This is a genomic window from Mycobacterium sp. Soil_C_30 (assembly GCF_057656995.1).
This window is the reverse complement of sequence record NZ_JBDGJH010000039.1, coordinates 18381-36442: the sequence shown is the minus strand read 5'-3', so window position 1 is coordinate 36442 and position 18062 is coordinate 18381. Positions and strand designations below refer to the sequence as shown.

General features: G+C 66.3%; 17 protein-coding genes. 8 read left to right on the top strand and 9 right to left on the bottom strand.

Annotated elements, in window-relative coordinates:
• Positions 1–103: 103 nt before the first annotated feature.
• The 3 genes from AC3A6P_RS35635 to AC3A6P_RS35625 are packed head-to-tail and all read right to left on the bottom strand — an operon-like array spanning position 104 to position 2693.
• The gene (locus AC3A6P_RS35635; RefSeq protein ID WP_487697327.1) at positions 104–1480 is read right to left on the bottom strand and encodes an NADP-dependent succinic semialdehyde dehydrogenase; all 1377 of its coding nucleotides are present in this window, start codon (positions 1478–1480) and stop codon (positions 104–106) included.
• A gap of 27 nt (positions 1481–1507) precedes the next feature.
• The gene (locus tag AC3A6P_RS35630; protein WP_487697325.1) at positions 1508–2167 is read right to left on the bottom strand and encodes a GntR family transcriptional regulator; all 660 of its coding nucleotides are present in this window, start codon (positions 2165–2167) and stop codon (positions 1508–1510) included.
• 1 nt (position 2168) lies between these two features.
• Positions 2169–2693 (bottom strand): VOC family protein, encoded by a 525-nt coding sequence (locus tag AC3A6P_RS35625; protein WP_487697324.1) that lies wholly within the window; start codon positions 2691–2693, stop codon positions 2169–2171.
• Between the two features lie 154 nt (positions 2694–2847).
• Here AC3A6P_RS35625 and AC3A6P_RS35620 point away from each other — a divergent pair, with 154 nt between their 5' ends.
• The 3 genes from AC3A6P_RS35620 (at position 2848) to AC3A6P_RS35610 (ending at position 7419) form a co-directional block, all read left to right on the top strand.
• Positions 2848–5034, top strand: coding sequence for an alpha-ketoacid dehydrogenase subunit alpha/beta (locus tag AC3A6P_RS35620; RefSeq protein ID WP_487697323.1), 2187 nt, complete (start codon positions 2848–2850; stop codon positions 5032–5034).
• Positions 5034–6251, top strand: coding sequence for a dihydrolipoamide acetyltransferase family protein (locus tag AC3A6P_RS35615; RefSeq protein WP_487697321.1), 1218 nt, complete (start codon positions 5034–5036; stop codon positions 6249–6251). The genes AC3A6P_RS35620 and AC3A6P_RS35615 overlap by 1 nt, the downstream gene beginning before the upstream one ends.
• A gap of 223 nt (positions 6252–6474) precedes the next feature.
• On the top strand, positions 6475–7419 hold the full coding sequence (locus AC3A6P_RS35610) for a manganese catalase family protein (RefSeq protein WP_487697319.1): 945 nt from the start codon (positions 6475–6477) through the stop codon (positions 7417–7419).
• A gap of 51 nt (positions 7420–7470) precedes the next feature.
• Here the strand turns inward: AC3A6P_RS35610 and AC3A6P_RS35605 are convergent, their stop codons facing one another.
• Complete coding sequence (locus tag AC3A6P_RS35605; protein WP_487697317.1) at positions 7471–8070, bottom strand: TetR/AcrR family transcriptional regulator; 600 nt, start codon at positions 8068–8070, stop codon at positions 7471–7473.
• 106 nt (positions 8071–8176) lie between these two features.
• Between AC3A6P_RS35605 and AC3A6P_RS35600 the strand changes: the two genes are divergently transcribed.
• Positions 8177–8890 (top strand): SDR family NAD(P)-dependent oxidoreductase, encoded by a 714-nt coding sequence (locus tag AC3A6P_RS35600; RefSeq protein WP_487697316.1) that lies wholly within the window; start codon positions 8177–8179, stop codon positions 8888–8890.
• A gap of 18 nt (positions 8891–8908) precedes the next feature.
• Here AC3A6P_RS35600 and AC3A6P_RS35595 read toward each other — a convergent pair whose 3' ends face one another.
• Positions 8909–9376, bottom strand: coding sequence for a MarR family winged helix-turn-helix transcriptional regulator (locus tag AC3A6P_RS35595; protein WP_487697314.1), 468 nt, complete (start codon positions 9374–9376; stop codon positions 8909–8911).
• Positions 9377–9483: 107 nt separating this feature from the next.
• Between AC3A6P_RS35595 and AC3A6P_RS35590 the strand changes: the two genes are divergently transcribed.
• The gene (locus AC3A6P_RS35590) at positions 9484–9909 is read left to right on the top strand and encodes a RidA family protein (protein WP_487697312.1); all 426 of its coding nucleotides are present in this window, start codon (positions 9484–9486) and stop codon (positions 9907–9909) included.
• A gap of 250 nt (positions 9910–10159) precedes the next feature.
• On the opposite strand, the gene AC3A6P_RS35585 is transcribed toward AC3A6P_RS35590, so the two are convergent.
• Complete coding sequence (locus AC3A6P_RS35585) at positions 10160–11008, bottom strand: NmrA/HSCARG family protein (RefSeq protein ID WP_487697310.1); 849 nt, start codon at positions 11006–11008, stop codon at positions 10160–10162.
• Between the two features lie 132 nt (positions 11009–11140).
• Between AC3A6P_RS35585 and AC3A6P_RS35580 the strand changes: the two genes are divergently transcribed.
• The 3 genes from AC3A6P_RS35580 (at position 11141) to AC3A6P_RS35570 (ending at position 15746) form a co-directional block, all read left to right on the top strand.
• On the top strand, positions 11141–12247 hold the full coding sequence (locus AC3A6P_RS35580) for an alkene reductase (RefSeq protein WP_487697309.1): 1107 nt from the start codon (positions 11141–11143) through the stop codon (positions 12245–12247).
• A 127-nt stretch (positions 12248–12374) separates the two neighbouring features.
• The gene (locus AC3A6P_RS35575; RefSeq protein WP_487697308.1) at positions 12375–13586 is read left to right on the top strand and encodes an acetyl-CoA C-acetyltransferase; all 1212 of its coding nucleotides are present in this window, start codon (positions 12375–12377) and stop codon (positions 13584–13586) included.
• Between the two features lie 12 nt (positions 13587–13598).
• On the top strand, positions 13599–15746 hold the full coding sequence (locus tag AC3A6P_RS35570) for a 3-hydroxyacyl-CoA dehydrogenase NAD-binding domain-containing protein (protein ID WP_487697306.1): 2148 nt from the start codon (positions 13599–13601) through the stop codon (positions 15744–15746).
• 54 nt (positions 15747–15800) lie between these two features.
• Here the strand turns inward: AC3A6P_RS35570 and AC3A6P_RS35565 are convergent, their stop codons facing one another.
• From AC3A6P_RS35565 to AC3A6P_RS35555, 3 genes are read right to left on the bottom strand one after another with little or no spacing between them, the layout of a single operon-like run.
• The gene (locus AC3A6P_RS35565) at positions 15801–16400 is read right to left on the bottom strand and encodes a class I SAM-dependent methyltransferase (RefSeq protein ID WP_487697304.1); all 600 of its coding nucleotides are present in this window, start codon (positions 16398–16400) and stop codon (positions 15801–15803) included.
• 4 nt (positions 16401–16404) lie between these two features.
• Positions 16405–16830 carry a pyridoxamine 5'-phosphate oxidase family protein gene (locus AC3A6P_RS35560; RefSeq protein WP_487697302.1) on the bottom strand — a complete coding sequence of 142 codons (426 nt, stop codon included), beginning with the start codon at positions 16828–16830 and terminating at the stop codon, positions 16405–16407.
• Positions 16831–16839: 9 nt separating this feature from the next.
• On the bottom strand, positions 16840–18057 hold the full coding sequence (locus AC3A6P_RS35555; RefSeq protein ID WP_487697300.1) for an FAD-dependent monooxygenase: 1218 nt from the start codon (positions 18055–18057) through the stop codon (positions 16840–16842).
• Positions 18058–18062: the final 5 nt, after the last annotated feature.

Sequence of the window (18062 nt, the reverse complement as noted above, 5' to 3'; positions counted from 1 at the left end):
CCCCACTCGGCACAGCAAACCCCCACGCTCAGAAATGTTTCTCTGACCGTATGAATCCGCCTCGCACTTTCGGGCCCGTGTGTCGGTTTGGGCGGTAGTGGGGTCAGGCTTTCCAGACCGTCTTGAGGTTGCAGAACTCGCGGATGCCGGCGGCGGCCAACTCGCGCCCGTAGCCGGAATCCTTGATACCGCCGAACGGCAACTCCGGGTACGACACCGTCATACCGTTGAGGAACACCGCGCCGGCGTCGAGATTGGCGACGAACCAATCCTGTTCGGCCGCATCGTTGCTCCACACCGCCGAGCTCAGCCCGAAGGTCGTCTGATTGGCCACGCGGACCGCCTCGTCGCGGTCAGCGACCTTGTACACCGAGGCCACCGGCCCGAAGGTCTCCTCCAGCACGATCCGCATGTCGTCGGTCAAGCCGGCCAGCACGGTCGGGTTGTAGAACCAGCCCGGACGGTCGGGTGCGCCGCCGCCGGCGAGCACCTCGGCGCCCTTGAGCACGGCGTCGTCCACCAGTTCGGCGACGTCGCTGCGGCCCGACTCGGTGGCCAGTGGGCCGACGTCGGTGCTCTCGTCCATCGGGTCTCCGACCTTGAGAGCGTTCATCTTGGCGACGAACTGCTGGACGAAAGCGTCGTACACGTCGGCATGAACGATGAAACGCTTTCCGGCGATGCAGGATTGGCCGTTGTTGGAGATGCGGGCCTTGACCGCCGTCGACGCGGCCGCCTCGAGATCGGCGCTGGGCATCACGATGAACGGATCGGACCCACCGAGCTCGAGCACGGCCTTCTTGATCTCCTGACCGGCGGTCGACGCCACCGACCGGCCGGCCGGTTCGGACCCGGTGAGGGTGACGGCTTTGACGCGGCTGTCCTCGATCACGGCGGCCACCTCACGGGACCCGATGAGCAGGGTGCGGAACGAACCGGCCGGGAAGCCGCCCTTCTCGAAGAGATCGTCGAGGTACAACGCGGACTGCGGGACGTTGGACGCGTGCTTGAGCAGCCCGGTGTTGCCGGCCATCAGGGCGGGGGCGGCGAACCGGATCACCTGCCACAGCGGGTAGTTCCACGGCATCACCGCCAAGACCACGCCGAGTGGCTGCCAGACCGTGCCGGCGGCTGAGGCGTTCACCGAGGAGGGGTCGGCCAATTCCTCGGCACCGAGGAAGGATTCGGCGTTGTCGGCGTAGAACCGCATGTTCTTGGCGCACTTGAGCACTTCGGCACGCGACTGGGCAATGGGCTTGCCCATCTCCAGGGTGATCATCTCCGCGGCCCGCTCCACGTCGGCTTCGAGGATGTCGGCCGAGGCGTGCATCCATTCGGCCCGCTGGGCGTAGCTGGTGGCGCGCAGTGTCTGGGCGGCCTCGAAGGCCTGCGCGATGCGCTGCTGTACAACGTCTGCGGAGTGCGGCTCAAAGGTCTCGACGGTTTCGCCGGTGGTGGGGTTGACGGTTTCGATCGCCATGTGTGGCTCCTGTTCGCTGGGGGGTGATCAGTCGAAAAGTTCGGGGTGACGGGCCAATTGACGCCGGGTGCGGCGGATGTGGCCGAGGCAGATGCGTTCGGCGTCGTCGGAGTCGCGTTCACGGATGGCCGCGACCAGCATGTGGTGTTCGTCGTGCACGATGCGATTGCTCTCGTCGTCGAGCAGGCGCGTGAAGGCGCGGCGGTAGTGCTGGGTGGTGTTCCACAACCGCTCGACGGTCGGGCCCAGAAAGGTGGTGCCCGCGCCGGCATAACTGCCGAGGTGGAACTCGCGGTCCAATTCCAGGAAGGTCTCGACATCGCTGGTGTGCCGCATGATCTCGGCGAGTTCGGCCAGCCGATCGATCTGCGGCTCGGTCAACATGGGCAAGCTGTAACGCAGCAGCAGGGGTTCGATCCGTTCGCGGACCTGGTACAGCTCCACACATTCGTCGAGGCTAAGTCGGGCGATCCACGCACCGGCGTTGGCCACCGTGGTGATCAGCCCTTCGGATTCCAGGATGCGCAATGCTTCTCGGACCGGAACCCGGCTGGCGCCGTACTGCGAGGCCAGTTCTTCCTGCCGCAATCGGGTGCCAGGGGGATGAACCCCGCGCAGGATCGCGTCGCGAAGTTCGTCGGCGACGCGGGCTCCGGTGACGCCGTCGCGCACCTGCGGTTGTGTCATCTCAGTCCGCCGGGTGGTTCGGATTCCACAGCAGCACCTCGGCATCGGCCTCGTAGGCCTTGCCGCCGGGAAAGCTGACCAGTTCGAACTGCATGCCCCACGGGCTCAGAAAGTACACCCAGCGCTGACCTTCGCTGGCGTTTCGGCTGACCGTCGGTTCGCCGAGAACCCGGATGCCCTCGGAGCGCAGGTATTCGACTCCGGCGTCGATGTCGTGGACGTAGAACGCCAGGTGATGCCCGCCGATATCGCTGTTGCGTGGCTGGCCGGCCTGCCCGTCGGCCGGTTCGTACTGGAACACCTCGAAGTTGGCGCCGGTGCCGCAGCGGTAGAAGCGCAGTTCCCGCATGACGGTGCGCGGGTGGACGTTGAGGTGCGTCTGCATCCAGTCGTCGTCATGGGCGTAGGGCCCCAGCGTGTAGACGTGTGTGCACCCGAGGACGCGGACGAAGAAATCGTGGGCCTGGTCCAGGTCGGGCACGGTGAAGCCGATGTGGTCGGTGCCGACCAATCCGGGCAGAGGCATCTGAGACCTTCCTAACTGGATCCAATGCTGCGAACCATAGCCTGTTTCTGGCCATTTCTGAAGCGAAACTGGCCAAAGTGTATCCAATCGCGATAGGGTGGGACCCGCGTCACAACACTGCACCCAGACCGTTCGGTCGATGGAGATGAGGGTCATGCCAACCGAAACCCGCCTGGAAACGGGCTCCCCGTGGATCGAACTGACGACCACCGACGAGGACTGGAAAGCCGCTGACCCGGCGCTTCTCGGCACGATGCTGGCCGAGCTGCACTTGATCCGGGCATTCGAGGAGACCGTCCTCGAACTCGCCGGCGAGGGGCTGGTTCACGGCCCGGCTCACTCCAGCATCGGGCAGGAGGGCGGCGCGGTTGGATCCATCGTCGGCCTGCGCTCCGCCGATGCCGTCAACGGCTCTCACCGCGGGCACCACCAGTTCCTGGCCAAAGCGCTCACACATGTGTCGGGCGGAGCCATCGACCCCGCCGCGCCCGTCACCCCCAAGATCCAGCGCGTGCTGCAGCGCACGCTGGCCGAAATCCTCGGCCTCGCCCAGGGTTACTGCCGGGGGCGCGGAGGCTCGATGCACCTGCAGTGGTTCGAAGCCGGGGCGCTGGGCACCAATGCGATCGTCGGCGGTGGCGTGCCGATGGGCGCCGGCAACGCATGGGCGCAAAAGCACAGTGGCACCACCGACCTCACCATCAGCTACTTCGGTGACGGGTCCAGTCAGATCGGTTCCGTCCTCGAATCGATGAACCTGGCGGCGGCCTGGAAGCTGCCGTTCTGCTTCTTCATCGAGAACAACCTGTACGCGGTGTCCACGCGGGTGGACGAGATCACCGCCGACCCGCGGCTCTCGGTGCGTGGCCAGGGCTTCGGTATCCCCGGCTGGCGAGTCGACGGAATGGATCCACTGGCGGTCCATCTGGCCACCGAGCAGGCTGCGGAGCGGATGCGCAGCGGTGACGGACCCGCGGTGATCGAGGCCGAGGTGTACCGGTTCTTCCATCAGAACGGCCCCTACCCGGGCAGCGCCTTCGGTTACCGCGACAAGGCCGAGGAAGCGTTGTGGCGCAGTCGCGACCCGCTGGAGCGGACCGCCGCCGAGATGACCAAGCTCGGCCTGATCGACGAGGCCGGGGTAGCGCACCTGCGCCGCCAGGCGCAGGACGCCATGGCGGAGGCGGTGTCACACCTGCTGGAACCCGACCCGGATTCGGCGGGCAAGCGCCGTATCCGCCCCGAGCTGTGGCCAGATCCCGGGTTCGTCAACGTCGGTGTCCGCGGTGACGCCAGCGAGCTGTCGTCGCTCGACGTGCTGGAACCCACCGAATACGAAGGTGGCTGGCGCACAGTGAAATTCGTGGAAGCAGTGTCTGGCGTGATGGACCGCCGGATGAGCACCGACGAGCGCATCGTGATCTTCGGTGAAGACGTGCACCGCCTGGGCGGCGGCACCAACGGCGCCACCAAGGGGCTGGCCAAGTACGGGGAGAACCGGCTGGTCGGTACGCCCATCAGTGAGAACGCCTTCACCGGGCTAGGCGGTGGCCTGGCGCTCGACGGTCGCTTCCGGCCGGTGGTGGAGTTCATGTACCCGGACTTCATGTGGGTGGCCGCCGACCAGGTGTTCAACCAGATCGGCAAGGCGCGGCACATGTTCGGCGGCGACAACCCCGTCCCGTTCGTGTTGCGAACCAAGGTCGCGATGGGATCCGGCTACGGTTCTCAGCACCTGATGGATCCCGCCGGGATCTTCGCCACCAGCCCGGGCTGGCGCATCGTCGCCCCGTCCACCGCGGCCGATTACGTGGGGCTGATGAATGCTGCTCTGGCGCTCCAGGATCCCGTGCTGGTGATCGAGCACGTCGACCTGTACGGCACCGCTGACCGGGTCCCCGAGGGCGAACTGGACTACATCATCCCGCCCGGGCGGGCCGCGATCCGCCGGGCGGGCAACGACGTCACCGTCATCAGCTATCTGTCCATGGTGTCGCGGTGCGCCGAGGCGATCACGCAGACCGGGATCGACGCCGAACTGATCGACCTGCGCTGGCTGGACCGCGCCTCGCTCGACTGGGACACCATCGAGGCCAGCGTCAAGAAGACCAACGCCGTACTGATCGTCGAGCAGGGTGCCCGCGGCAGTTCCTACGGCGGTTGGCTGGCCGACGAGATCCAACGCAGGCTGTTCGACTGGCTGGACCAACCCGTCGAGAGGGTGTCGGGGGAGGAGGCCTCGCCGAGCATCTCGCGAGTGCTGGAGCGTGCTGCCATCGCCGGAACCGAGGACATCGTGGCGGGGCTGGAGAAGATGCGCGCCGCGATGGGTGCGCTCTGATGGCCACCGTGGTGCGCATGCCGGAGGTGCTGGCCAACACCAGCGAGGCGATCATCCAGACCTGGCTGGTATCCGTCGGCCAAGAGATCAGCATCGGTGACCCCATCGCCGAGATCGAGACGGAGAAGGCGGTTGTCGAGTACGCCGCCGAGGTCGAAGGGGTGCTGGCGCAGCTGATCGCCGAACCCGGTGCGACGATTGCCGTCGGTGAACCGATCGCGGTGGTGGCAGCGCCCGGCGAGACGGCGGACGCGCTCGATGTGAGCGCCCGTGACCCGGAGTCGGCAGCGCCGGTGATCGAAAAGGTCGCCGAGACCGCCACCGCCGCCTCAGCGGCGGCACCGCAGACGAATGGGCGACGGCTTTTCGCCACCCCCCTGGTCCGGAAGATCGCCCGGGAGAAAGGCATTGATCTCGAGTCCGTCACCGGGACCGGACCCGGCGGACGCATCGTGCGGCGTGATCTGGATCGGCTGCCGGTCGCCGAACCCGCTCCGGTTCCAGCGCCGGCGGCCAAGGCGGCGCCCAGAGAGGACACCGGCTTCGTCGATATTCCACTGACCGGGATGCGCAAGGCCATCGCGCGGCGGCTCACCGAGAGCAAGACCACGGTGCCGCACTTCTACGTCACCGCGGACTGCCGGGTGGACGCGCTACTCGAGTTGCGCGGCAAGGTGAACGAGGCCGGACCCGTCAAGGTGTCGCTGAACGACTTCGTGCTCAAGGCAGTCGCCGGCGCTCTGGTGGAGGTGCCCGAGGCGAACTCCATCTGGAACGGTGAGTCGATCCGCCGGTTCGACAGCGCAGACATCGCGGTGGCGGTGGCCGTCGACGGCGGACTGCTCACCCCGGTCCTGCGTGGTGTCGACCGGCTGCCCATCTCGGCGATCGCCGCCGAAGTGGCTGACCTGGCCGGCCGTGCCCGGGACGGCAAGATCAAACAGCAGGAACTCGAAGGCGGCAGCTTCTCGGTCTCCAACCTCGGCATGTACGGCGTCACGGAGTTCTCGGCGATCCTGAACCCCCCGCACTCCGGCATTCTCGCCGTCGGGGCCGCCGTGCAGAAACCCGTCGTCAGCGGCGGCGCGCTGGAGGTGGGCACCGTCATGACCGTCACGCTGTCGGCCGACCACCGGGTGATCGACGGAGCGGTGGCGGCGCAGTGGATGGCCGCATTCGTGCGACGGATCGAGAATCCGCTGACGATCTTGATCTGATCCGAGTTTGAGGTGGATTCCGGAGGGAACACCAGACCTGCCATCGTTTCCAGCACGGGGATCGGTCGCGTTCGTAGAACGCTGCTGCGGCAATACGCGGCGATGGACAACACGGCACACCCGGTGTCGCGTTCATCGAACGATGTTGGCAGGCCTAGTCATTGAGCGATCTGCGTGATGACGGCACGCTGCAACGCAGCGGGTGACCACAAAGGAGAAACTTGTGTATTTGCACACCGAGCAACTGATCAACGAGATCGCAGTCGACGAGCCGGATCCCGCCGCGGCAAACGCGTTGCAAGAAGGGCTGGGCGGACAGTTCGGCGAGATGCGCACGATGATGCAGTATCTGTTCCAGAGTATGAACTTCCGGGGCGACCCGAATTCCAAGCCGTACAAGGACCTGCTGCAAGGGGTCGGCACGGAAGAGATCAGTCACGTCGAACTGATCGGCACCACCATCGCCCGACTGCTCGACGGTTCACCGGAATACAAGGGCAAGAAAACCGATCCGGTGGACGAGCCGGGCGCCAAAGGCGCCACACCGCTGAAGATCGCCTTGGACCACAGCAACATTCACCACTACCTGGTGGGTGCGCAGGGCGCGCTGCCGGTCGATGCGGCCGGCAATCCGTGGCTGGGTTCCTACGTATACAACAGCGGCAACCTGGTGTTGGACCTGCTGTACAACCTGATGCTCGAGTCGACGGGCCGGCTGCAGAAGTGCCGGATCTATGAGATGACCGACAACAAGGCGGCGCGTTCCACCATCGCGTACCTGATCGTGCGTGACCAGGCGCACGAGAACGCGTTTGCCAAGGCGTTGGAGAGCCTGGGCGTCAACTGGGGTTCGGTGCTACCGATTCCGAAGACCAATGCCGAGCAGTTCCCCGAGGTGAAGAAACTGCTCGACCTGGGACTGCAGTCCATTCAGTACACCTTCAGCGCCGACGAACAGAGCCAGGCCGCCAAGTTGTATCGCGGTGCTTCCCCGTCCAACGACGGCACCGAACTCAGTACGGCGATCATGCCGCAGGGCGTCCCCATCACGATTGCACCGGAACGCCGGGAAGAGTTCGCTCCTGGCCTGGACAAAGAACTGCTCGCCCTGATTCAGGCGACGGCCGAAGTCGAGATCGCCTCGGCCTCCAGTCCCGCGGCGAATTAGCCCGGCTCGCGGTGAGCGGCGTGTGCCGCTCACCGCGCTTACCGCCGAGCGCTACGGCAAAATCGGCGCCGGCTGGGGGAGCGGGTGTGCGCCTTGGGGGCGCAGCCCGTCGAACATGATGGCAAGGTACCGCTGCCACAGCAATGGTGCGGGGGCGGAGAGGTTTTCGACGACGTGAACCGGCGCGCACATCATCAGGAAGACATCGGCTTCGGTGATGTCGGACCGGATGGCACCGCTTTCACGCGCCCGGGCCACCAGCGTCTCGAGGTTCTGGTGCAGCTGGTCGCGAACCTCGGTCACCCGCGGATCGCGTTCGCTGGCTGACTGAAGGAAGGTCAGATCGTGGCGCTGGCGCTGGTCGGCGGCGACGGTCAGGAACTCCAGCAGTGCCGCTCCAGGATCGGTCGCGTCGGCAAGCCGACGTGCCGCGTCGGTGAGCGCCGTGATGTGCTGCACGACGATGGACGCGATCAGATCCTCTTTCGTGGCGAAATGCCGGAACACCGTTGCCTTGGCCACGCCGGCTCGACGCGCGATGTCGGCGACCGAAGCGGACAGGCCTCGTTCGGCGAATTCGTCCTCCGCAGCGGCCAACAGCGACTCCCGATTGCGGGCAGCATCCGCGCGCACGGGACGGGTCGAGGTCATCCCGCCAGCCTAGCAAGTTGACCGCACGGTCATCTTATGGCAGCGTGGGTGCGACAACATGACCGATTGGTCACTTTCTCGATTCTTGAATCTCGTTGGAGGACACATGGATTTGCGTGGAGCGACGGCGCTGGTGACAGGTGCGAACAGGGGGATCGGTCATTACTTCGCTGTCGAGCTGCTTCGGCGAGGAGCCAAGGTGTACGCGACGGCGCGGCGCCCCGAACTGGTCGACGTCGCCGGTGCCGAGGTGGTGCGGCTCGACATCACCGACCAGGCATCGGTCGACGCGGCTGCGGCGCTGGCCGATGACGTGAACCTGCTGGTCAACAATGCTGCCGACACCGCCGGCGGCAATCTGGTGACCGGTGATCTGGCTGCCATTCGGTCCACCATGGATTCGAATTACTACGGCACCCTCGCGATGATCCGGGCGTTCGCCCCCGTCCTGGCGCGCAATGGAGGCGGCGCCATCCTCAACGTGCTGTCGGCCGCGGCGTGGACCACCGTTGACGGCAACACCGCGTATGCCGCTGCAAAATCGGCGGAGTGGGGTCTGACCAACGGCGTGCGGCTGGAACTGCAGGCGCAGGGCACGCACGTCGCTGCCCTGGTCCCCGGATTGGTAGGCACCCAAACGCTTTTCGACTTCGCGGAAGCGCACGGCATCGAATTCGCCGACGGCGCGGTGACCGATCCCGAGGACCTGGTACGGCTGGCACTCGACGGTCTGGAGGCCGGTGATATCGAGATCCTCGACCCGCTGGCGGCGGAGGCCAAGGCAAGCTTGGCCGGGCCTCCGCGCGCATTCAGTCTGTAGGCCCGGCCGCGCTGGTGGCTACCCGAGCCCGGGCGGGACCACCCGCAGTTTGTCGGCGATGCGGGTCAGGGCGCGCAGGTCCGTGGGGGACAGGGGGTCCAGAACGAATTCCCGCACGGACGCCACGTGGATCGGAGCCGCCTCGACCACCAGTCGGTAACCCGCGTCGGTGAGCGTGGCAATGGTGTACCGCCCGTCATCCGGGTCGGGGGAGCGGGTGGCCCAGCCGCGCTGCTCGAACCGCTTCACCACGTTCGACAACCGGGACAGGGATCCGTTGGCCAGGAACGCCAATTCGCTCATGCGGATTCGGCGCTGCGGCGCTTCGGAGATGTGGCTCAACGTCAGGTACTCGAACAGTGTCAGATCCAGGTGTCGTAGCGACGATTCGAGCTTGCCCGGCATCAACAGCATCAGTGAGACCAGCCCCGTCCACGCCTCCTTCTCCTCCTGCGTGAGCCACTTCGGTTTCTCGCTGCGAGCCATTCCTGCACACTATCGGGCGCCTCGTCTCCTTGGAATAACTTCACGCATGAAGTCATTGGGTGTTAGTGTCAGTTCAAGCGTGAAGTAATGATGAGAGGTGGTCGGTCATGTCCGAGGTCGAGTTCTTCGTCACACCCGGGTACGGCGAGAAGTTCCGGGAGTCTCTGCACTACAGCCAGGCCGTGCGCATCGGGAACCGCGTCGAGATCTCCGGCCAAGGTGGCTGGGACGACGATCTGAACTTCCCCGACTCCCTCGAAGAGGAGATCGCGCGGGCGTTCGAGAACGTGGAACGCACACTCGCTACGGCCGGCGCAAGCTGGCGCGACGTCGTGCACGTGAACTCCTATCACGTGGCCAGTGAGCCGGAAGTCATCACCGGTGCCCACAACAGCGTCATGACCGCTCAGTTCCGCAAGTGGATGCCCGACCGGGCACCGATCTGGACCCAGACCGGTGTCTCCGTGCTGGCGGCGCCGAAGATGCGTGTCGAGATTCGCGTCACCGCGGTGATCGGGAGCGGTGACAACTAGAGCAGCCCGTCGGTGGTGTCGAGGTCGCCGCGCAGCGATGCGCTGTCGCGTTTCGGGGCTCGCCCGAAATGGCGGGTGTATTCGCGACTGAATTGGCTGGGGCTGCCACACCCGTCTGGGCCATGTCGCCCACGTCGACGACTCGCCCGGCATCGGAGACGGCGTGATGTCCTATGCGCTGGATCCCGTTCGCGCTCAACGTTTGTGGGCCAGGAGCGAAGAGCTTGTCGGAGAACGGTTCTGATCTGCGTCAGCGCAACAGCGGCAGCAGATCGGTGTTGATCCAGTCGGTGAAGCTCTGCCACCCGATTTGCGGATACCGGGCATGCAGTGTCGCGATGTCGACGGTGTATCCGCTGCGGGCCAGGAAACCGAACATCGCTCGCATGTCCTCGGAGCCGATGTCATCGGGGTCGCTGGTGACCAGCCGCACCGGCCGGCCCAGCGCCCCGGAAAGCGCGGAGGCCATGTCCTGGGGTGTCGGCTCGTCGGAGGCGATGTCGATACGCGCACCGCGGACGCGATCGGGATCGGTCAGCGCAGCGGCCACGAAGCGACCGAGATCCCGGCGTGACAACTGCTGCAGCTTGACGTCCGCGGGCAGCGGGAGTGCCAACACCCCCGCTGCGATGTCGGCAAGGCCGCCGAGCATGTTGTCGTAGAAGTAGGACGGACCCACGATGGTGTAGGACAGCCCGGACTCGGCCAGTGCCGCCTCCACTCGGGCCTTGCTCTCGAAATGCGGAATACCGGTGTGCTGATCGGCATCGGCCACCGACGAGAACACCAGGTGCGGCACCTTGGCTGCCAGCGCGGCATCCACAATCGTCCTGCCCTGCGTCACCTCGGCGTCCGGACCGTCCTCGAACGGCGTCGTCAGCGCGTAGGCCCCGTCGACTCCGCGCAACGCCGCCGTCACGGAGCCCGGATCGGACAGGTCGGCGGCGACCACCTCAACCCCGGCAGCGGCCAGCTGCCGCGCTGCGCGCGAGTCGGTGCGGCGGGTGATGCCACGGACCGTCGCCCCCTGCTCCAGCAGCGCCGTGACCACCGCGCCACCTTGTGCGCCGGTGGCTCCCAATACCGCGAAGTGGCTCATCCGTTCACCCGGGTGGGCCGTGCAGCCAGCTCCTGTGCCATCGGACCATCATCGTCCACGACGCCACCGCTGGCTACGGCCCGGCAATCACACCGGGGAATGGATGAGCCGCTGCGTGCGCTTTAGTCCAGCATGACCTTCACCCTCGCCAGTGACTCAGCGCTGCTGAAAACCATCCAGATCGGTGACACCGCTGCCGAGAACCGAATCTTCATGGCGCCGTTGACCAGATCACGCGCCGACGCCGATGGCACACCGTCGTCCCTGGCCGCGCAGTACTACGCGCAGCGCGCCGCTGCCGGCCTCATCATCTCCGAGGCCACCGCCGTGTGTGAGCAAGCCAACGGTGCCTACATGAACACCCCCGGCATCTACACCGACCGCCATCAAGAGAAGTGGTCCGAGATCGCCTCGGCGGTGCATCAGGCCGGCGGCAAGATGTTCGTGCAGCTGTGGCACGTCGGCCGGATGGCGCATCCCGACATCAGCGGTTTCGAGACCGTGGGTCCGTCGCCCATCGCCGCGGACATGCTGACGCACACACCAGAAGGCAAGAAACCGCTGCCGGTGCCGCGGGCGTTGACCGTCCCGGAGATCCAGTCGATCGTCGGGCAGTTCCGTTCTGCCGCACGCCGCGCCATCGACGCCGGGATGGACGGGGTGGAGATCCATGGCGCCAACGGCTATCTGCTGCACGAGTTCTCGTCGGATGTGGTGAATCAGCGCACCGATGAATACGGCGGTTCGCCGGAGAACCGGGCCCGCCTGACTGCCGAGGTGGTCGAGGCCGTCGCCGATGAGATCGGCGCGGGCCGGGTGGGTCTGCGGATCTCACCTGGGAACAGCGCCGGTGACATGCACGAGAACGACACCGTGAGCACCTACGACGCGCTTCTGGCCCGCATCGCGCCCCTGGACCTGGCGTACCTGCATCTGCTGATCCACCCGGAGGATCCCGCCTTCGGTGCGCTGCGCGGCGCGTGGCCCGGGCCGGTGGTGCTCAACACCGGCCGCGACCGCGACGACAGCTTCTGCCAGCTGGAGGAGCTCGCGGACTGGGGTGTCATCAGCGCTGCGGCGGTGGGCCGTCCGTTCCTGGCGAACCCGGACCTGATCGAGCGGCTGATCGTGGGGGCCGAACTCAACGAACCCGACGTCGCGACGTTCTATGCCCCCGGCCCGGCCGGTTACATCGACTACCCGACGTTGGCGGAGTTGCAGGAACCGCAGTCCGCGTAAGTCCTGCGCAGGTTCACGGCCGTGACCAGGCTCCCAACCAAACGGTTGGGCGAGGCTGCTAACATCGCGGTCAGAGCACGGGTGCATGCCCGTGACAACCAACCTGAACAGGACCTGGAGACAGCACATGTCCGAAGAAGCCTTCATCTACGAGGCCATTCGTACCCCGCGCGGCAAGCAGCGCGGCGGCTCCCTCAACGAGATCAAGCCGGTCAACCTGGTCGTCGGCCTGATCGACGAGATCCGTGCTCGGTACCCCGACCTGGACGAGAACCTGATCAGCGACGTCATCCTCGGCGTCGTCTCGCCCGTCGGCGACCAGGGTGGCGATATCGCCCGCACCGCCGCATTGGTGGCCAAGCTGCCCGAAACCACCGGCGGCTTCCAGCTCAACCGCTTCTGCGCCTCCGGCCTCGAAGCCGTGAACACCGCCGCGCAGAAGGTCCGCTCCGGCTGGGACGACCTGGTGCTCGCCGGTGGCGTCGAATCCATGAGCCGCGTCCCGATGGGCTCCGACGGCGGCGCCTGGGCGTCCGATCCCGAGACCAACTACCGCATCGGCTTCGTACCGCAGGGCATCGGCGCCGACCTGATCGCCACCATCGAGGGCTTCTCCCGCGATGACGTCGACGCCTACGCACTGCGCAGCCAGCAGAAGGCCGCCGCGGCCTGGTCGGGCGGTTACTTCGCCAAGTCCGTCGTCCCGGTCAAGGATCAGAACGGCCTCGTCGTGCTCGACCATGACGAGCACATGCGCCCCGACAGCAGCCTCGAAGGCCTGGCCAAGCTGAAGACGGCGTTCGACGGCATCGGCGCCATGGGCGGCTTCGACGATGTGGCGCTGCAGAAGTACCACTCGGTAGAGAAGATCAACCACGTCCACACCGGCGGCAACAGCTCCGGCATCGTGGACGGAGCCGCCCTGGTGCTCGTCGGATCCGAGAAGGCCGGCCTGTCGCAGGGACTGACCCCGCGCGCCCGCATCGTGGCCACCGCCACCAGCGGCGCCGATCCCGTCATCATGCTCACCGGCCCCACCCCGGCCACCAGGAAGGTGCTGGACCGCGCCGGGCTGACGGTCGACGACATCGACCTGTTCGAGCTCAACGAGGCGTTCGCCTCCGTGGTGCTGAAGTTCCAGAAGGACCTGGGCATCCCGGACGAGAAGCTCAACGTCAACGGTGGCGCCATCGCGATGGGCCACCCGCTGGGCGCCACCGGCGCCATGATCACCGGAACCATGGTCGACGAGCTCGAGCGCCGCGGCGCCCGGCGTGCCCTGATCACGCTGTGCATCGGCGGCGGCATGGGTGTGGCCACCATCATCGAGCGCGTGTAGGGGAGAACAACAATGGCTGAGAACACCATCAAGTGGGACCAGGATGCCGACGGCATCGTCACGCTGACGTTGGACGACCCCACCGGGTCGGCCAACGTGATGAACGAGCACTACAAGGAATCCATGCACAAGACGGTGGAACGTCTTGTCGCGGAAAAGGATTCGATCACCGGCGTGGTGATCGCCAGCGCCAAGAAGACCTTCTTCGCCGGCGGTGACCTCAAGGGCATGATCAACGTGGGCCCCGATGACGCCGCGGCCTCGTTCGCCGAGGTGGAGTTCATCAAGGCCGACCTGCGCAAGCTGGAGACCCTGGGCAAGCCCGTGGTCGCGGCCATCAACGGCGCTGCGCTCGGCGGCGGCCTGGAGATCGCGCTGGCCACCCATCACCGCATCGCCGCCGACGTCAAGGGTGTCGTCATCGGCCTGCCCGAGGTCACCCTGGGCCTGCTGCCCGGTGGTGGCGGCGTGGCCCGCACCGTGCGCATGTTCGGCATTCAGAAGGCCTTCATGGAGGTGCTCTCGCAGGGCACCCGGTTCAAGCCCGGCAAGGCCAAGGAAATCGGCCTGGTCGACGAATTGGTGTCCAGCGTCGAGGAATTGGTGCCCGCCGCCAAGGCGTGGATCAAAGCCAACCCGGATGCGCACACCCAGCCGTGGGACCAGAAGGGCTACAAGATGCCGGGCGGCACGCCGTCGCACCCGGCGCTGGCCGCGATCCTGCCGTCGTTCCCGGCGCTGTTGAAGAAGCAGCTCAAGGGTGCTCCCATGCCGGCCCCGCGCGCGATCCTGGACGCGGCCGTCGAGGGTGCGCAGGTGGACTTCGACACCGCCACCCGCATCGAGAGCCGCTACTTCACCTCGCTGGTCACCGGCCAGGTGGCCAAGAACATGATCCAGGCGTTCTTCCTGGACCTGCAGTACATCAACTCCGGTGGTTCGCGGCCCGACGGCATCGCCAAGCAGGAGATCCGCAAGATCGGCGTGCTGGGCGCGGGCATGATGGGCGCCGGCATCGCCTACGTCTCGGCCAAGGCCGGTTATGACGTTGTGCTCAAGGACGTTTCGCTCGAAGCCGCCCAGAAGGGCAAGGGCTACTCCGAGAAGTTGGAGGCCAAGGCACTCGAGCGTGGCCGCACCACCGAGGAAAAGTCCAAGGCACTCCTCGGCCGCATCACCCCGACCGGTGACCCGCAGGACCTCAAGGGCGTCGACTTCGTGATCGAGGCCGTCTTCGAGAACCAGGAACTCAAGCACAAGGTGTTCCAGGAGATCGAGGACATCGTCGAACCCAACGCGCTGCTGGGCTCCAACACCTCCACGCTGCCCATCACCGGGCTGGCCACCGGCGTCAAGCGCCAGGAGGACTTCATCGGCATCCACTTCTTCTCACCGGTGGACAAGATGCCGCTGGTGGAGATCATCAAGGGCGAGAAGACTTCTGACGAGGCGCTGGCCCGGGTGTTCGACTACACGCTGGCCATCGGCAAGACGCCCATCGTGGTCAACGACAGCCGCGGCTTCTTCACCAGCCGCGTCATCGGCACCTTCGTCAACGAGGCGCTGGCCATGCTCGGCGAAGGTGTGCCCGCGGCCAGCATCGAGCAGGCGGGTTCCCAGGCCGGTTACCCGGCCCCGCCGCTGCAGCTGTCCGACGAGCTGAACCTGGAACTGATGCAGAAGATCGCCACCGCCACCCGCGTGGCCGTCGAAGAGACCGGGGCCACCTACGAGCCGCATCCGGCCGAGGCCGTCGTGAACACGATGATCGAGGCCGGCCGCCCGTCGCGGCTCAAGGGGGCGGGCTTCTACGAGTACGTCGACGGCAAGCGCGTCGGCCTGTGGGAAGGCCTGGCGGACACGTTCAAGTCGGGCTCTGCCGATATCCCATTGCAGGACATGATCGACCGCATGCTGTTCGCCGAGGCTCTGGAGACCCAGAAGTGCCTTGACGAGGGTGTGCTGACCTCCACCGCCGATGCCAACATCGGCTCGATCATGGGCATCGGTTTCCCGCCCTACACCGGGGGCAGCGCGCAGTTCATCGTGGGCTACGAGGGTGAGCTCGGCGTCGGCAAGGACGCGTTCGTGGCTCGCGCCAAGCAGTTGGCCGAGCGTTACGGCGAGCGTTTCAACCCGCCGGCATCGCTGCTGTCCTAGCCGCAAAACTTCAAAGCCCCTGTGACAACGGCGTCGCAGGGGCTTTGTCGTGTGTCAGCGGCGGGTGAACAGGTAGAACCGCGCCGGGTTCTTCCCGGTGTGGTCCATCGCGGGTTCGTCTCCGCTGGAGACCAACATCCAGTGCGCCGAGAACCGCCGCTCCACGTCCTGGGGTGCGATACCGGGCACCCCGAATGACGCGCCCGGTACGAACTCCACGAGCAGCAGATGCGCGGCCGGGCCGGCGACGGCGGTGACTTCCCGGACGTAGGCGTCGCGGTCGTCGTCGCTCATACCGTGCAAGCACCCGTTGTCGACGATCAGGTCGAAACCGCTGCCTTCCCGGGAAACAACGCCGTCGGCGCGCAACCGGGTGGCGTCGGCTCGGCGGACGGTGACGTCCACACCCGCTACCGCGGTCTTGGCGCGGGCCCGCTCGACCGCCCGGGCCACGTAGTCGACACCGGTGACCTGCCAGCCGTGCTGGGCGAGGTAGATGCAGTTGTCACCGGTACCGCAGCCGATGTCGAGTGCCCGCCCCGGCTCGAGGCCGCTTTCGACGAGTGTGCGCAGACTTCCGGCCAGTGGGTGTCCGTCCCAGGGCGTGAACCCGAGACGGTAGAACAGTCGAAACAGCCGGTGACGGGACGGCACGTGTTCAGAAGCTGCCCAGATCCGACGAGAACCAGCGCTGCGGTTGCATGTAGATGGCCACGTGCTCACCCAGGTTCTCGTGGGCGAATTTCAGGTACCTTTCCGCGGCCTCCCCGCTGAGGTAGCGGTACGTCATCTCTTCGACCTGGGCATCGGTACCCGGCTCGATACGGCTGACCGCGCCGTCGACCGCGACGTAGCGGGTGGTGGGTTCGAGCCGGTCGACCATCAGGGAGAAGAACCCCGTGGCCTCGATCAGCCGCGCCTTGCGGGATGCCGGGCCGGTGAGAATCCACGGCTCGCCACCCGGGGTGTACTGATACCAGATGGGCACGGTGAGGGGCCCGTGCGTGTCGCCGGAACTCACACCCAACGCGGCGATGTGCGGCTCGGCCAGGAACTGTTCACGTTCTTCTTGCGAAAGGGCCATGGCGCCAGGCTAGCCACGACGGCCGACAGGTACGGCATACTCGGGAATCTCGATCGAGTCGTAGAGCCGAATTCCCTTGTCATTGAGGCCCGCCAGGGCCGCGGTCACGGGTGTGGGCAGCAGTGAGATCAACTGACCAGCGCCGATCAGAGCCCGCACACCCCATCGTGAGGACGGCAGGATTCCTTTCGCCATGCTCTTGGCCAGTGCGCGGCTGCCGATCACCGCCGGGCGCATCACCTTCTCGTAGGCAGCGAAGGCCGCGGTGTGGTCCGTGCCCGCACGTTCCAACTCGCCGGCCAGGACATAGGCGCCCACGACCGCGAGGCTGGTGCTGCCGCCCACGGCGGGACCGGGGCAGTAGCCGGCGTCGCCCACCAGGGTCACCCGGTGACGTGACCACGTGGTCAGTTGCAGCTGGGTGATCGCGTCGAAGTAGAACGCCGGGGTGTCGTCCAGTTCGGCCAGCCACCGGTCCACGTCTGCGGACAACCCGCCGAACCGCTGCCGCAGCACCCGCTTGTGGCTCGCGGTGTCGCGGTGGTCGTACCGGAACGGATCGGTCGGGCGGAAGAGGAACACGGCGCGGGCGTCGTCGAGATGGTCGGCGGTGTAGATCATCGCAGTACGGCCGATATCGATGTATCCGGTCGAATCGCCTTCGCGAACAAACGCTTTGGGGACTGACACCACGGCCAGGTAGGCGCCCAGGAATTCCGTGTGCCCGGCGTCCTCGCCGAAGACGAGACGACGAACCCCGGAGTGCAGGCCATCGGCGCCGACCACGAGGTCGAACCGCCGAGGGCGGGTGTGGGCGAACGTCACCAGCCCGTCGTCGCCGATTCCGGTGATGTGATCGCCGAAGATGTATTCGACGTCGTGACGGCCGGCGTCGTAGAAGATCTCGCTGAGGTCGTCGCGCATGATCTCGACATGCTGCTTCGACAGGGCGGCGGTCACCTTGCGGTAATCGATGTGCGCAGCACGGGTGGCGCCCGCGCGGTGGAACAGCAGCCTTTGGGTGCCGGTGGCGTGATCGAGCACGCGGTCGCGAACCCCCATCTGGGTGGCAATGGTCATCGCGGGCCCGATCAGATCGATGGCGTGGCCACCGGTTTTGCGCAGCGCGGGCGCTCGTTCGACCACAGTGACGTCGAATCCGCGGTGGTGAAGCCAGTAGGCCAGGACCGGTCCCGCAATGCTGGCGCCGGAAATCAGAACGTGCATGTCTT

Bases quoted from the DNA above. Each gene is read 5' to 3' on its own strand.
- AC3A6P_RS35605 (WP_487697317.1), bottom strand. From the start codon at position 8,070: ATGACCTCGACCCGTCCCGTGCGCGCGGATGCTGCCCGCAATCGGGAG.
- AC3A6P_RS35585 (WP_487697310.1), bottom strand. From the start codon at position 11,008: ATGAGCCACTTCGCGGTATTGGGAGCCACCGGCGCACAAGGTGGCGCG.
- AC3A6P_RS35625 (WP_487697324.1), bottom strand. From the start codon at position 2,693: ATGCCTCTGCCCGGATTGGTCGGCACCGACCACATCGGCTTCACCGTG.
- AC3A6P_RS35635 (WP_487697327.1), bottom strand. From the start codon at position 1,480: ATGGCGATCGAAACCGTCAACCCCACCACCGGCGAAACCGTCGAGACC.
- AC3A6P_RS35560 (WP_487697302.1), bottom strand. From the start codon at position 16,830: ATGGCCCTTTCGCAAGAAGAACGTGAACAGTTCCTGGCCGAGCCGCAC.
- AC3A6P_RS35590 (WP_487697312.1), top strand. From the start codon at position 9,484: ATGTCCGAGGTCGAGTTCTTCGTCACACCCGGGTACGGCGAGAAGTTC.
- AC3A6P_RS35570 (WP_487697306.1), top strand. From the start codon at position 13,599: ATGGCTGAGAACACCATCAAGTGGGACCAGGATGCCGACGGCATCGTC.
- AC3A6P_RS35575 (WP_487697308.1), top strand. From the start codon at position 12,375: ATGTCCGAAGAAGCCTTCATCTACGAGGCCATTCGTACCCCGCGCGGC.
- AC3A6P_RS35580 (WP_487697309.1), top strand. From the start codon at position 11,141: ATGACCTTCACCCTCGCCAGTGACTCAGCGCTGCTGAAAACCATCCAG.
- AC3A6P_RS35600 (WP_487697316.1), top strand. From the start codon at position 8,177: ATGGATTTGCGTGGAGCGACGGCGCTGGTGACAGGTGCGAACAGGGGG.
- AC3A6P_RS35595 (WP_487697314.1), bottom strand. From the start codon at position 9,376: ATGGCTCGCAGCGAGAAACCGAAGTGGCTCACGCAGGAGGAGAAGGAG.
- AC3A6P_RS35555 (WP_487697300.1), bottom strand. From the start codon at position 18,057: ATGCACGTTCTGATTTCCGGCGCCAGCATTGCGGGACCGGTCCTGGCC.
- AC3A6P_RS35630 (WP_487697325.1), bottom strand. From the start codon at position 2,167: ATGACACAACCGCAGGTGCGCGACGGCGTCACCGGAGCCCGCGTCGCC.
- AC3A6P_RS35615 (WP_487697321.1), top strand. From the start codon at position 5,034: ATGGCCACCGTGGTGCGCATGCCGGAGGTGCTGGCCAACACCAGCGAG.
- AC3A6P_RS35620 (WP_487697323.1), top strand. From the start codon at position 2,848: ATGCCAACCGAAACCCGCCTGGAAACGGGCTCCCCGTGGATCGAACTG.